We start from the raw sequence: 15477 nt of genomic DNA, 5'->3' as shown, positions 1-15477 counted from the left end.
CAACATCAGTATCCAAGTATCAGTCTAAGCTTAGCTTTTTTTGGCAGCGCCTCTGCGGTTGCTGCTTCTTTTTGCTGGGGCTTTCTTAGGCTGCTCTTTCTTCGGTTGACCTTTTTTGCTTTGGTTCATTGCACTAGATTGCAATTTAGCCTTCAAATCAAAATCAATTTGTAACAGGTCCATGTTGACACCCGCAACCTTCACTTTAACCGAATCGCCCAATCCAAATAGTGTGCCTTTATCTTTACCGATAAGCTGCTGTTGCTGCTCATCGTAGACAAAGAAGTCATCGCCAACGTTTGAGATATGAACCAAACCATCGATATATAAGTCAGTCAATGTGACGAATAGACCAAAGCTAGTAACCGTAGTCACAACGCCTTCGAACTCTTCACCGACATGATCGGTCATATAGTGACACTTGAGCCAAGACTCTACATAACGTGATGCTTTTTCTGCACGGCGTTCTGTATCTGACGTTTGTGTACCAGCACCTTCAAGAGAAAAGTCCATAACAGGCTGTTGGCTGTTGGTGACTTTTGCCTTAATCGCGCGATGCAGCATCAAATCTGGATAACGGCGAATCGGCGAGGTAAAGTGGCTATATTCGTCATATGCTAAGCCAAAGTGACCAATATTGTCAGGTGCATAGTTTGCTTGCATCATTGAACGCAGCAGCATGCTATGAATACTGATGGCATCTGGTCTATCTTTAGTTGCTTCGATAATGCGCTGATAGTCCGCTTGCGTTGGATTCTCTTCTGGGAATGGTAAGCCAAAGTTTTTTGCATATTCATGAATACGCATCGACTTCTCATTATCAGGCTTGTCATGGTTACGATATAAAACTGGCAGCTCATGTTTAAGCGCGAAGTTTGCAGCACAAGTATTGGCAAGCAGCATACATTCTTCGATTAGCTTCTGAGAGTCGCCACGAGTGCGCGGTAAAATCGCTTCGATTCCGCCTTTCTCGTTGAACTTGATATACGTTTCAACCGTTTCAAATTCCATTGCATGACGTTCTTCACGCTTTTTAAGTAGTAGCTCATACAATTGATGTAACGTATCAACAGATTTTTTAACGTCTTTATTACCCGTTAATGATTTAGGTAATCTCTTATCATTCGGGTTCACAAGATAATCATTTACTTGATTATAGGTGAGACGTGCTTGTGAATGCATCACTGATGGATAGAACTCATATCCAGTCACTTTACCGGCGCGCGATATCTTGATATCAGCAACCATACATAAGCGATCTAAATTAGGGTTCAGTGAACATAGACCGTTAGATAATACTTCAGGCAACATTGGAATTACGCGATGCGGGAAGTATACTGAAGTACCACGCTCATAGGCATCTTGATCAAGTGGTGAATTTGGTGTCACATAATAGCTGACATCTGCAATCGCAACCACAACACGGTAGTTACCACCAGAACGCTTTTCAGCAAATACAGCATCATCAAAGTCACGAGCATCTTCGCCGTCGATAGTGACAAGCGGTAGATGACGTATATCTGTACGACCTTTTATATCTTTTTCCGTTGGCTCTTGATAATCATCGGCTTGCTTAAGCGCAGCTTCGCTAAAATCTGATGGAATATCATAGTTGAGCAGGGTAGTCTCAATAATCAATTCACGATCATTGTCATCAGACAGCACTTCAGTGATTTTACCAGTGGCAAATTCATGCTGGTTTGGCCAGTCAATGATATCGACTTTAACAGGAGCGCCTTGCTTAATATTTAGCGCCTGAACATTGTCATCAGTAACCGTAATCGGTTGATGATTGTTTGGGCTACCAAGCTCAACACAATAGCCATCTTCATCACGAGCAAGTGTACCGATAAAGTTGTTTTGACGACGTTCGACAACATCGACGATACGCCCTTCGGTACGTCCACGATTGTCAGTCGAAGTGCCTACGGCTGCTACTGTATCGCCATTAAATACCCAGCGCATTTGTTTTTCATGCAAAAACAAATCTGGCATATCACTTAGCACTACAAACCCAAAACCTTTTGGATGTGCAGAAACTGTACCTGAGACGATATCTTGCTTAGTCACCGTGCGATAGCGATAAGGACGACCATCACGGTTTACTTGGCCGTCACGCGCCATTGCCTTTAGGCGATTGCCCAAAGCATCAAACTGATCAGGGTCATCAATGTTAAAGGCTTTTGCCAATTGTTGATGCGTGACTTCCCCATGCTCATTAATCGTGCTGAGTATCAGCTCACGACTAGGAATCGGGTTGTCATACTTTTTTGCCTCACTTGAGGCGTTTGGATCATTCCAACTCATAAATTACCGTATCTATTTTTAAAATTATTAATAGTGGCTATCTTAACACGAACGACGTTGCAATATCTTGCGTCAATTGTCTTATGTGTATTCGGTAGCAGGAAGCGGTCAGTTTTCTGGCGACCGCTATAGGGATAAATCAAATATCGATATCGACATTGCTCGATTGGTTAGTGATCTTTTTACTATCCAACTCTTTTGAGACTTCTAATACCGTAGTCTGATTTGATTTATCTAAGTATTTTTGTGCTTTATCTACTTCCGTGGTCAATGTATTGACCGTTTGCTTCATATTCTCTAGCGCTTCAATTTTGTAATTGCTAATCATATCCATAGTGTCATAGACATTATTGAAGGCATTTTGCAGTTTATCAAGTTCAATACTACTGCTGGTCGCCTGCTCATGGATTTCACCTGACTGACGTTTAAGCATGGCTGAAGTTGATTCAATCAAACTACTAGTGGTTTTATTCAACGCAGTGATTTGATCTAATACCAACTTTTGATTGGTCATGGCTTGGGCAACTACCACCGCTGTACGTAGTGCAGACACAGTCGTCGTCGTTGCTCGATCAACCCCTTTTATCAGCTCTAAATTATTACGGCGAATAGTATCAAGCGCCAAATAGCCTTGTACATTCACTGCTAACTGAGTTAAAAAGTCAGTGTTTTTTTGACGGACATAAAACAACATCTCTTCCTTGATAATGCGTGCCTTTTCTGGATCTGTTGCTTCTATCGCATAGACCTTTTGCTCAAGTTGCTCATCAATCTTTTTGCCAACATAGACATACTGACGAATAGACTGCATCAGCTCCCACATATTGACTTTTTCTTGCTCAATCATCGCATTATCTTTGAGCAATTCATCTTTACCATTATAGAGACTAGTCACAACGGCATTAATATGTGACTGCGCTGACTCATACTGACGGAAATAATCTTGTACTTTATTACCGAATGGGATGAGACCGAACAACTTGCGTGAGCTAGTCAGCTCTTTTTTGCTCGGATCCAAATCTTCAACAATCCCGCGTAGTTCCGTCAATGATTTGGCGATAGGGGAGTTGTCAAATAAACTGTCATTAAGACTTTTTGCAGGCAAATCTAACATTCGGTTAGATACTTGTGCAGATTCACGAATCTCTTTGGTACCTAGATTATGAATAGACTGCACGTTCTGCCGAAACTCATCGCTATGCACAGAGTTGGTCAGCACATGATCAACAAAAGCATCAACCTTGGCATCGAGCTCAGGAATTTGGCTTTCATCCAATTTGACCATCTGATCTGCTTCACTTTTCTGTATTTCTTTGACAGGTTCAGGTGCTGTTAGAGAGATACTAGGAGTTGTAGCGTTTTCTGGTGGCGTCAATTCTTGCATGAAATATCCTCTGATATCGGAAAAGGGAAGTGTTTTTTGTCAACGACTTTGACAGCCGTGATATACATTGTTTTTATTTATACACTTAGCTTTTATACATTTATAAAACGTCTTTAGCTCATACTGATTTCTATCAAATGATCACTAGTGACTGCTAAATACCGACTAGCAAATATAACTAGACCTTTAGATTACCGTGTAATCAGAAAGTTGAGAAGGTGGATTTTGTAAAATAGCGTCAGTCAATGATACTAGGCTATTATGTTCAGTACGGCTATGTCCATTACTACCGTTTTTGAACCTAGATAATAAAAAACCATCAATATCCCGCAGCATATTGATGGTTAGAGTTATAAATAGCTATATTGACTAACAGCCACCACTCAAAGCAATCCAATAAACAGATTACTTTTTCTTAGTGGGTCCAAGCAGCATACCCATTTGACGACCTTCCATCTTAGGGTACTGTTCGACGTTTGAGATATCAGCAGTATCTTCAATGATACGATCAAGTTGTTTGCGACCGATATCTTGGTGCGCCATTTCACGTCCGCGGAAACGGATGCTAATTTTAACTTTGTCTTGATCTTCCAAGAAGCTCACGATTTTTCTCAGTTTAACCTGATAATCGGCCTCTTCGGTACTAGGACGTAGCTTCATCTCTTTAAGCTGAGTCTGCTTTTGGTTTTTCTTAGCTTCTTTAGCCTTTTGCTTTTGATCATAGAGGAAATGCTTATAATCCATGATCTTACATACTGGCGGCTTAGCTTCAGGAACTAATTCAACCAAATCTAGATTTTCATCACGTGCCGCTTTCATCGCGGTTGCGATATCAACCACGCCCATTTGCTCGCCATCTTCTTTAACGAGACGGACTTCTTTGACATTGATATCTTCGTTGATGTTCAAACGGTTGGACTGTTTAATAGGTATTACTCCTCATCTGTTTTTGGGGTCTGTCGGCCTTTTTTACTGACAGCGGTCTGTACTAATGTAATAAATTCAGAAACACTCATCACGCCAAGGTTCTCACCTTCGCGAGTTCGGACGTTAACACTGCCCGATTCGACTTCTTTATCCCCTAATACTAGCATATAGGGAATACGTTCTAATGTTTTCTCTCGTATCTTAAATCCAATCTTTTCGTTACGCAAGTCGCTAATAGCGCGCAAACCTGCATTTTTAAGCTCGCTAACCACGTTTTCACATGCATCAGCTTGTTTATCAGTGATGTTCATGACCACAACTTGCTGCGGTGCTAGCCATACTGGCATCCAACCGGCGTAGTTTTCGATCAAAATACCGATGAAACGCTCAAACGAACCTAAGATTGCACGGTGCAACATAATAGGTACTTCACGATCGTTTTGCTCATTGACGAACTCAGCATCTAGTCGTTCAGGCATGTTTGGATCAACCTGAATGGTGCCACACTGCCAAATGCGTCCTAATGAATCCTTTAGACTGAACTCAATCTTTGGACCATAGAATGCACCTTCGCCAGGTAAGTAATCCCAGTCTAGTCCTGAGCTATCAAGCGCATCTGCTAGAGCCTTTTCTGCAAAGTCCCAAGACTCATCACTACCAACACGTTTTTCAGGGCGGGTAGACAGTTTCATAATAATATTGTCAAAACCAAAATCTTCATAGACAGCAAGCGTTAGCTTAATAAAGTCAGCAACTTCTTGTTGAATCTGCGACTGTGTACAGAAGATATGCGCATCATCTTGAGTAAAACCACGTACGCGCATCAAACCATGCAATGAACCTGATGGCTCGTTACGATGACAAGAGCCAAACTCAGCCATACGCAGTGGTAAGTCACGGTAAGACTTTAGTCCTTGGTTAAACACTTGCACGTGACAAGGGCAGTTCATTGGTTTTACCGCATAATCACGGTTTTCACTAGAAGTCGTGAACATATTGGTTGCATAGTTGCCCCAATGTCCTGAGCGCTCCCACAAGCTGCGATCAACGATTTGAGGTGTTTTAATCTCTTCGTAGCCGTTATCATATTGTACTTTGCGCATATATTGCTCAAGTACTTGATAAATCGTCCAACCATTAGCATGCCAGAACACCATACCTGGCGCTTGCTCTTGCATGTGAAATAGGTTTAGCGCTTTACCAATTTTACGATGGTCACGTTTTTCTGCTTCTTCAATACGCTGGATATAAGCCTTTAGCTGTTTCTTATCAGCCCATGCAGTACCATAGATACGCTGTAACTGCTCATTTTTCGCATCGCCGCGCCAATAAGCACCTGACATTTTGGTCAGTTTAAATACTTTCAAAAAGCGCGTGTTTGGCACATGCGGGCCACGGCACATATCGACATATTCTTGGTGATGATACAAGCCAAAGGCTTCTTCACCTGGCATATCATTAATAAGCTTTAGCTTATAGTCTTCGTTACGTGATTCAAATATCTCAATCGCTTCGGCACGTGGCGTCATTTTTTTGATAACGTCATAATCTTGCTTGATCAGCTCCATCATGCGTTTTTCAATCGCTTCCATATGCTCAGGCGTAAATGGTGTTTCACTAAAGATATCGTAATAAAAACCATCGTCAATGACAGGACCAATGACCATCTTCACATCAGGGTATAGCTGCTTAACCGCATGACCTAATAGGTGAGCGCATGAGTGACGGATAATATCAACACCGTCGTCGTCTTTTGGCGTTACGATTTCAACATTGGCATCAGCGACGATAGGATCATGTGCATCTACTAGATGACCATTTACACGTCCAGCAACTGTCGCTTTAGCGAGTCCTGTCCCAATACTTTGCGCCACTTCCATGACTGTTGTATGACCTTCAAAGTCTTTTACACTACCATCGGGTAAAGTAATCGCTACCATAATCTATTCGCCTATTATTGGGTCCGTTGGCAGTGATGATTGCAACCATCAATCATATAACCGTGAGACCACATCAATTATATCTAATCATTGTGATATGTTGTGAAAGGGACGCATTACCTAAGGCCTTACTATGACTATATATGCTAGAGCTGATGTAAGGCTTAAAGCCATTTAATCAATAGCATTGCAGCAAAACGCATTTCGCTATATGAATAATACAACAGGTAACATATATAAGTAATGCAGCAGAATACCTATTATAGCAAAAACCGTCTCTCAACACTAGATATCAAGAGATTGCGCGACGACTAATATAAGAGCCATATCTTATAACAAAGGGAGTATCAGATACTGCAATATATAGAACAATACATTGAAAGCATCATATAAACCCGAATAACTTAGCTTCTATATAGTGCTAGTTATATGAATATCAACATTGAGAAATATGAGAGATAATTTACTTAGAAGGGATATGCAGGAAGATCAGGATGAATAAGCCTAGTTATTATGATTAAATAAAGCCTACCTTTATTAAAATTTGGTGAGCTAAATCATATTGCACACTAGTATTTAAGAATATAAACAACCTCAAATTTATAACCCATTGAAAAAAATACAGATTTATTCATCTACTAAAATAACTTTAAAAACATTAATAAAACGGGTTGACACAAAAGTTAAACCGTCTATAATACGCACCTCATCAAGACGAGCTGGAAGTAGCTAGTGTGTAGATTACACATTAATAACCCAGTTAACTTGTTGAAACAAATTAAAAAAAGAAGTTGACAGACTATTAAAACATGATATGATGGTCAGCTCGCTAAATAGGATAAGCCACATTGGCTGACTTATTTAGTTTGAAATACTAGCACTGGACGACAGTGTCAGACATTATTTAAAAGCATAACTAAAGAACAACTTGTGTGGATTTTTGCTGATTCAGAATGCTAAAAAATAAAGTTGACTATCTTTTCTTTTCGGAAAGATTATTAACTATAAAAATTATCATTTAAGACAGCAGAAAAACTCAAAGTTAATTCATTACGAACATAATTTTTAGCGATTTTGCCAGATTAGATGAGCCAAGTTTAGAAGCTTCTTTAAAGAGCTTCATAGCAAGATTAAACTGAAGAGTTTGATCATGGCTCAGATTGAACGCTGGCGGCAGGCTTAACACATGCAAGTCGAGCGGAAACGATGGTAGCTTGCTACCAGGCGTCGAGCGGCGGACGGGTGAGTAATACTTAGGAATCTACCTAGTAGTGGGGGATAGCACGGGGAAACTCGTATTAATACCGCATACGACCTACGGGAGAAAGGGGGCAGTTTACTGCTCTCGCTATTAGATGAGCCTAAGTCGGATTAGCTAGATGGTGGGGTAAAGGCCTACCATGGCGACGATCTGTAGCTGGTCTGAGAGGATGATCAGCCACACCGGGACTGAGACACGGCCCGGACTCCTACGGGAGGCAGCAGTGGGGAATATTGGACAATGGGGGAAACCCTGATCCAGCCATGCCGCGTGTGTGAAGAAGGCCTTTTGGTTGTAAAGCACTTTAAGCAGTGAAGAAGACTCTTCGGTTAATACCCGGAGACGATGACATTAGCTGCAGAATAAGCACCGGCTAACTCTGTGCCAGCAGCCGCGGTAATACAGAGGGTGCAAGCGTTAATCGGAATTACTGGGCGTAAAGCGAGCGTAGGTGGCTTGATAAGTCAGATGTGAAATCCCCGGGCTCAACCTGGGAACTGCATCTGAAACTGTTAGGCTAGAGTAGGTGAGAGGGAAGTAGAATTTCAGGTGTAGCGGTGAAATGCGTAGAGATCTGAAGGAATACCGATGGCGAAGGCAGCTTCCTGGCATCATACTGACACTGAGGCTCGAAAGCGTGGGTAGCAAACAGGATTAGATACCCTGGTAGTCCACGCCGTAAACGATGTCTACTAGTCGTTGGGTCCCTTGAGGACTTAGTGACGCAGCTAACGCAATAAGTAGACCGCCTGGGGAGTACGGCCGCAAGGTTAAAACTCAAATGAATTGACGGGGGCCCGCACAAGCGGTGGAGCATGTGGTTTAATTCGATGCAACGCGAAGAACCTTACCTGGTCTTGACATATCTAGAATCCTGCAGAGATGCGGGAGTGCCTTCGGGAATTAGAATACAGGTGCTGCATGGCTGTCGTCAGCTCGTGTCGTGAGATGTTGGGTTAAGTCCCGCAACGAGCGCAACCCTTGTCCTTAGTTACCAGCGGGTTAAGCCGGGAACTCTAAGGATACTGCCAGTGACAAACTGGAGGAAGGCGGGGACGACGTCAAGTCATCATGGCCCTTACGACCAGGGCTACACACGTGCTACAATGGTAGGTACAGAGGGCAGCTACACAGCGATGTGATGCGAATCTCAAAAAGCCTATCGTAGTCCAGATTGGAGTCTGCAACTCGACTCCATGAAGTAGGAATCGCTAGTAATCGCGGATCAGAATGCCGCGGTGAATACGTTCCCGGGCCTTGTACACACCGCCCGTCACACCATGGGAGTTGATTGCACCAGAAGTGGATAGCTTAACCTTCGGGGAGGCGTTCACCACGGTGTGGTTGATGACTGGGGTGAAGTCGTAACAAGGTAGCCGTAGGGGAACCTGCGGCTGGATCACCTCCTTATAGACGCATTCGGTCAGCAAGAATTCACAACAAGTTGTTCTTTAGTTTAAGCTTACGTTTTTAAAAAACGTATTAGGGTCTGTAGCTCAGCTGGTTAGAGCACCGTGTTGATAACGCGGGGGTCGGTGGTTCAAGTCCACCTAGACCCACCATTTTACAATGGGGCCATAGCTCAGTTGGTAGAGCGCCTGCCTTGCACGCAGGAGGTCAACGGTTCGACTCCGTTTGGCTCCACCACTACTAAGACGGTTAAGTAAGCTTTAGATGCCAATAAATAAATAGGTATTAAATAGAAACAAGTGATTTTAATTGATTACTTCTTTCTGTTTTATACAGAATCTGTGACTCGACGAGAGCATAGAGACTATTTAAAAACATAGATATGAGTCTGGGTTAGGATGAGCGTGTTCACGCGCACTTCCTAACCTTAATAACTCGCCTCTTAACGACATCAGTTGTTATCCCAGGGGTGAGTTATTAAAAAAAGTAAAGAGAACTGAATCAAGCGTATAAACATAGGTGATATCGTTATCATAATTAGATTGTATGACACTTAGAAGTCGAAAGACTACTTGGGGTTGTATGGTCAAGTAATGAAGCGCACATGGTGGATGCCTTGGCAGTCAGAGGCGATGAAAGACGTGACAGCCTGCGATAAGCTTCGGGGAGGCGGCAATATCCTGTGATCCGGAGATTTCTGAATGGGGAAACCCACTTACCATAAGGTAGGTATCCTAATTTATTAGGAAGCGAACGAGGGGAAGTGAAACATCTCAGTACCCTTAGGAATAGACATCAATTGAGATTCCCCTAGTAGCGGCGAGCGAACGGGGAGAAGCCGATTAATTCTAATGTAGAAGAACAGCGTGGGAAAGCTGACCGTAGTAGGTGATAGTCCTGTATTCGAAACATTAGAGTTAACATATTAAGTAGAGCGGGGCACGAGAAATCCTGTTTGAAGATGGGGGGACCATCCTCCAAGGCTAAATACTCCTGACTGACCGATAGTGAACCAGTACCGTGAGGGAAAGGCGAAAAGAACCCCTGTGAGGGGAGTGAAATAGAACCTGAAACCGTGTGCGTACAAGCAGTGGGAGCCCACTTGTTGGGTGACCGCGTACCTTTTGTATAATGGGTCAGCGACTTATATTCTGTAGCAAGGTTAACCGTTTAGGGGAGCCGTAGGGAAACCGAGTCTTAATAGGGCGTTTAGTTGCAGGGTATAGACCCGAAACCGAGTGATCTATCCATGAGCAGGTTGAAAGTGCCGTAACAGGCACCGGAGGACCGAACCCACTGTCGTTGAAAAGCCAGGGGATGACTTGTGGATAGGGGTGAAAGGCTAATCAAACTCGGTGATAGCTGGTTCTCCCCGAAAGCTATTTAGGTAGCGCCTCGGACGAACACCATTGGGGGTAGAGCACTGTTTCGGCTAGGGGGTCATACCGACTTACCAAACCGATGCAAACTCCGAATACCGATGAGTGATATCCGGGAGACACACGGTGGGTGCTAACGTCCATCGTGGAGAGGGAAACAACCCAGACCGCCAGCTAAGGCCCCAAATTCCTAGTTAAGTGGGAAACGAGGTGGGAAGGCATAGACAGCTAGGAGGTTGGCTTAGAAGCAGCCATCCTTTAAAGAAAGCGTAATAGCTCACTAGTCGAGTCGGCCCGCGCGGAAGATGTAACGGGGCTCAAACTAGGAGCCGAAGCTGCGGATTTGAATTTGTTTTCAAGTGGTAGGGGAGCGTTGTGTAAGCCTGTGAAGGTGTGTTGTAAAGCATGCTGGAGGTATCACAAGAGCGAATGCTGACGTGAGTAACGATAATGCGAGTGAAAAGCTCGCACGCCGGAAGATCAAGGGTTCCAGTCCAACGTTAATCGGGGCTGGGTGAGTCGACCCCTAAGGCGAGGCCGAAAGGCGTAGTCGATGGGAAATCGGTTAATATTCCGATACTTGTTTATAATGCGATGGAGGGACGGAGAAGGTTATGTCAGCCTGGCGTTGGTTGTCCAGGTGAAAGGATGTAGGTTTATAGCTTAGGTAAATCCGGGCTATTTTATACCGAGATCTGATAGCAAGCTGTACTTGTACAGCGAAGTGGCAAATACCATGCTTCCAGGAAAAGCTTCTAAGCAATAGTTATAAACGAATCGTACCCTAAACCGACACAGGTGATCAGGTAGAGAATACCAAGGCGCTTGAGAGAACTCTGCTGAAGGAACTAGGCAAAATGGTACCGTAACTTCGGGAGAAGGTACGCTGTTGGTGGTGATAGGACTTGCTCCTTGAGCTGCTGGCAGTCGCAGATACCAGGCTGCTGCAACTGTTTATTAAAAACACAGCACTCTGCAAACACGAAAGTGGACGTATAGGGTGTGATGTCTGCCCGGTGCTGGAAGGTTAATTGATGGGGTTAGCGTAAGCGAAGCTCTTGATCGAAGCCCCAGTAAACGGCGGCCGTAACTATAACGGTCCTAAGGTAGCGAAATTCCTTGTCGGGTAAGTTCCGACCTGCACGAATGACATAATGATGGCAGCGCTGTCTCCAGCAGAGACTCAGTGAAATCGAAATCGCAGTGAAGATGCTGTGTACCCGCGGCTAGACGGAAAGACCCCGTGAACCTTTACTACAGCTTTACATTGAACTTTGACCTGACTTGTGCAGGATAGGTGGGAGGCTTTGAAGCCGAGACGCTAGTCTCGGTGGAGCCAATCTTGAAATACCACCCTGGTCATGTTGGGGTTCTAACTCAGGTATAACAATACCGAGGACAATGTATGGTGGGTAGTTTGACTGGGGCGGTCTCCTCCTAAAGAGTAACGGAGGAGTACGAAGGTGCGCTCAGACCGGTCGGAAATCGGTCGTAGAGTATAAAGGCAAAAGCGCGCTTAACTGCGAGACCCACAAGTCGAGCAGGTACGAAAGTAGGTCTTAGTGATCCGGTGGTTCTGTATGGAAGGGCCATCGCTCAACGGATAAAAGGTACTCTGGGGATAACAGGCTGATACCGCCCAAGAGTTCATATCGACGGCGGTGTTTGGCACCTCGATGTCGGCTCATCTCATCCTAGGGCTGAAGCAGGTCCTAAGGGTATGGCTGTTCGCCATTTAAAGAGGTACGCGAGCTGGGTTTAGAACGTCGTGAGACAGTTCGGTCCCTATCTACCGTGGGCGTTGGAAATTTGAGAGGATCTGCTCCTAGTACGAGAGGACCAGAGTGGACGAACCTCTGGTGTTCGGGTTGTCACGCCAGTGGCATTGCCCGGTAGCTACGTTCGGATGGGATAACCGCTGAAAGCATCTAAGCGGGAAGCCCACCTCAAGATTAGATTTCCCTAAAGAGCCGTTCAAGACTAGGACGTTGATAGGCAGGGTGTGGAAGCGCAGCGATGCGTGTAGCTAACCTGTACTAATTGCTCGTTTGGCTTGACCATACAACACCCAAGTGGTTTGTATACAAGTCTAATTAATCTATCTTGTATAGCTCAGGCTATAGAAACAGACAGAACATTTCGATATCACCTTTAACCTTGATTCAGTTAGGTTACAAGTTGATCGACAACAAGCTTAAACTTGATGTCAATAAAAACAACAACAGACTCATATCTAACCCCCTTTGCTGACGACAATAGCGCGATGGCCCCACCTGATCCCTTCCCGAACTCAGAAGTGAAACATCGTAGCGCCAATGGTAGTGTGGTTCGCCCATGTGAGAGTAGGTCATCGTCAGCTCTCTATTCTAGATAAAGCCCCCAACGCTAACGCGTTGGGGGCTTTTCTTTGTGCGCGGTTTGGTAATAATACTTTGATCAACAGCCGCCAGCTCATTCAGTAAAATAATCATAAAAAAAGCTCAATTAACCTTGACCCAGTCTCAAACAAGCGTATAATGCCACCCAGTCGAAAGGGAAGTGGGTTACTGATTTGAACGATGTAAATTGTTTGAATTAAATAGAAAATACTTCTTGACTAAATAAATATAGCGTCTATAATACGCACCTCATCAAGACGAGCTGGAAGTAGCTAGTGTGTTATTACACATTAATAACCCAGTTAACTTGTTGAAACAAATTAAAAAAAGAAGTTGACAGACTATTAAAACATGATATGATGGTCAGCTCGCTAAATAGGATAAGCCACATTGGCTGACTTATTTAGTTTGAAATACTAGCACTGGACGACAGTGTCAGACATTATTTAAAAGCATAACTAAAGAACAACTTGTGTGGATTTTTGCTGATTCAGAATGCTAAAAAATAAAGTTGACTATCTTTTCTTTTCGGAAAGATTATTAACTATAAAAATTATCATTTAAGACAGCAGAAAAACTCAAAGTTAATTCATTACGAACATAATTTTTAGCGATTTTGCCAGATTAGATGAGCCAAGTTTAGAAGCTTCTTTAAAGAGCTTCATAGCAAGATTAAACTGAAGAGTTTGATCATGGCTCAGATTGAACGCTGGCGGCAGGCTTAACACATGCAAGTCGAGCGGAAACGATGGTAGCTTGCTACCAGGCGTCGAGCGGCGGACGGGTGAGTAATACTTAGGAATCTACCTAGTAGTGGGGGATAGCACGGGGAAACTCGTATTAATACCGCATACGACCTACGGGAGAAAGGGGGCAGTTTACTGCTCTCGCTATTAGATGAGCCTAAGTCGGATTAGCTAGATGGTGGGGTAAAGGCCTACCATGGCGACGATCTGTAGCTGGTCTGAGAGGATGATCAGCCACACCGGGACTGAGACACGGCCCGGACTCCTACGGGAGGCAGCAGTGGGGAATATTGGACAATGGGGGAAACCCTGATCCAGCCATGCCGCGTGTGTGAAGAAGGCCTTTTGGTTGTAAAGCACTTTAAGCAGTGAAGAAGACTCTTCGGTTAATACCCGGAGACGATGACATTAGCTGCAGAATAAGCACCGGCTAACTCTGTGCCAGCAGCCGCGGTAATACAGAGGGTGCAAGCGTTAATCGGAATTACTGGGCGTAAAGCGAGCGTAGGTGGCTTGATAAGTCAGATGTGAAATCCCCGGGCTCAACCTGGGAACTGCATCTGAAACTGTTAGGCTAGAGTAGGTGAGAGGGAAGTAGAATTTCAGGTGTAGCGGTGAAATGCGTAGAGATCTGAAGGAATACCGATGGCGAAGGCAGCTTCCTGGCATCATACTGACACTGAGGCTCGAAAGCGTGGGTAGCAAACAGGATTAGATACCCTGGTAGTCCACGCCGTAAACGATGTCTACTAGTCGTTGGGTCCCTTGAGGACTTAGTGACGCAGCTAACGCAATAAGTAGACCGCCTGGGGAGTACGGCCGCAAGGTTAAAACTCAAATGAATTGACGGGGGCCCGCACAAGCGGTGGAGCATGTGGTTTAATTCGATGCAACGCGAAGAACCTTACCTGGTCTTGACATATCTAGAATCCTGCAGAGATGCGGGAGTGCCTTCGGGAATTAGAATACAGGTGCTGCATGGCTGTCGTCAGCTCGTGTCGTGAGATGTTGGGTTAAGTCCCGCAACGAGCGCAACCCTTGTCCTTAGTTACCAGCGGGTTAAGCCGGGAACTCTAAGGATACTGCCAGTGACAAACTGGAGGAAGGCGGGGACGACGTCAAGTCATCATGGCCCTTACGACCAGGGCTACACACGTGCTACAATGGTAGGTACAGAGGGCAGCTACACAGCGATGTGATGCGAATCTCAAAAAGCCTATCGTAGTCCAGATTGGAGTCTGCAACTCGACTCCATGAAGTAGGAATCGCTAGTAATCGCGGATCAGAATGCCGCGGTGAATACGTTCCCGGGCCTTGTACACACCGCCCGTCACACCATGGGAGTTGATTGCACCAGAAGTGGATAGCTTAACCTTCGGGGAGGCGTTCACCACGGTGTGGTTGATGACTGGGGTGAAGTCGTAACAAGGTAGCCGTAGGGGAACCTGCGGCTGGATCACCTCCTTATAGACGCATTCGGTCAGCAAGAATTCACAACAAGTTGTTCTTTAGTTTAAGCTTACGTTTTTAAAAAACGTATTAGGGTCTGTAGCTCAGCTGGTTAGAGCACCGTGTTGATAACGCGGGGGTCGGTGGTTCAAGTCCACCTAGACCCACCATTTTACAATGGGGCCATAGCTCAGTTGGTAGAGCGCCTGCCTTGCACGCAGGAGGTCAACGGTTCGACTCCGTTTGGCTCCACCACTACTAAGACGGTTAAGTAAGCTTTAGATGCCAATAAATAA

Annotated in this window: 4 protein-coding genes, 4 tRNA genes and 4 rRNA genes; 8 read left to right on the top strand and 4 right to left on the bottom strand. The window is 44.6% G+C overall.

Features of this window, described 5'->3' with window-relative positions:
• Positions 1 to 30 precede the first annotated feature (30 nt).
• The 4 genes from rnr to thrS form a co-directional block, all read right to left on the bottom strand.
• Complete coding sequence (gene rnr / locus AK824_RS12935; RefSeq protein WP_057762158.1) at positions 31 to 2307, bottom strand: ribonuclease R; 2277 nt, start codon at positions 2305 to 2307, stop codon at positions 31 to 33.
• A gap of 139 nt (positions 2308 to 2446) precedes the next feature.
• Positions 2447 to 3691 (bottom strand): toxic anion resistance protein, encoded by a 1245-nt coding sequence (locus AK824_RS12930; RefSeq protein WP_057762157.1) that lies wholly within the window; start codon positions 3689 to 3691, stop codon positions 2447 to 2449.
• Between the two features lie 405 nt (positions 3692 to 4096).
• Complete coding sequence (gene infC / locus AK824_RS12925) at positions 4097 to 4600, bottom strand: translation initiation factor IF-3 (RefSeq protein ID WP_057762155.1); 504 nt, start codon at positions 4598 to 4600, stop codon at positions 4097 to 4099.
• Between the two features lie 23 nt (positions 4601 to 4623).
• Positions 4624 to 6558, bottom strand: a complete 1935-nt coding sequence (gene thrS, locus AK824_RS12920; protein ID WP_057762153.1) for a threonine--tRNA ligase — start codon at positions 6556 to 6558, stop codon at positions 4624 to 4626.
• A gap of 1132 nt (positions 6559 to 7690) precedes the next feature.
• On the opposite strand from thrS, the gene AK824_RS12915 reads away from it, so the two are divergent.
• The 8 genes from AK824_RS12915 (at position 7691) to AK824_RS12880 (ending at position 15436) form a co-directional block, all read left to right on the top strand.
• A 16S ribosomal RNA gene (locus AK824_RS12915) occupies positions 7691 to 9229 on the top strand.
• A gap of 75 nt (positions 9230 to 9304) precedes the next feature.
• A tRNA-Ile gene (locus AK824_RS12910) sits at positions 9305 to 9381 on the top strand.
• A 9-nt stretch (positions 9382 to 9390) separates the two neighbouring features.
• Positions 9391 to 9466: transfer RNA gene (locus tag AK824_RS12905), tRNA-Ala, on the top strand.
• 347 nt (positions 9467 to 9813) lie between these two features.
• Positions 9814 to 12669, top strand: a 23S ribosomal RNA gene (locus tag AK824_RS12900).
• 184 nt (positions 12670 to 12853) lie between these two features.
• Positions 12854 to 12967: ribosomal RNA gene (gene rrf, locus AK824_RS12895) — 5S ribosomal RNA — on the top strand.
• Positions 12968 to 13660: 693 nt separating this feature from the next.
• Positions 13661 to 15199: ribosomal RNA gene (locus tag AK824_RS12890) — 16S ribosomal RNA — on the top strand.
• The 16S, 23S and 5S rRNA genes sit together here with 4 tRNA genes alongside, the layout of an rRNA operon.
• Before the next feature lie 75 nt (positions 15200 to 15274).
• A tRNA-Ile gene (locus AK824_RS12885) sits at positions 15275 to 15351 on the top strand.
• Positions 15352 to 15360: 9 nt separating this feature from the next.
• Positions 15361 to 15436 (top strand) — tRNA-Ala (locus tag AK824_RS12880).
• Positions 15437 to 15477: the final 41 nt, after the last annotated feature.

The sequence above is a fragment of the Psychrobacter sp. P11G3 genome, assembly GCF_001435845.1.
GTDB lineage: Bacteria > Pseudomonadota > Gammaproteobacteria > Pseudomonadales > Moraxellaceae > Psychrobacter.
Note: the sequence above shows the minus strand (reverse complement) of the source record. Positions and strands in the feature narration are given on the sequence as shown.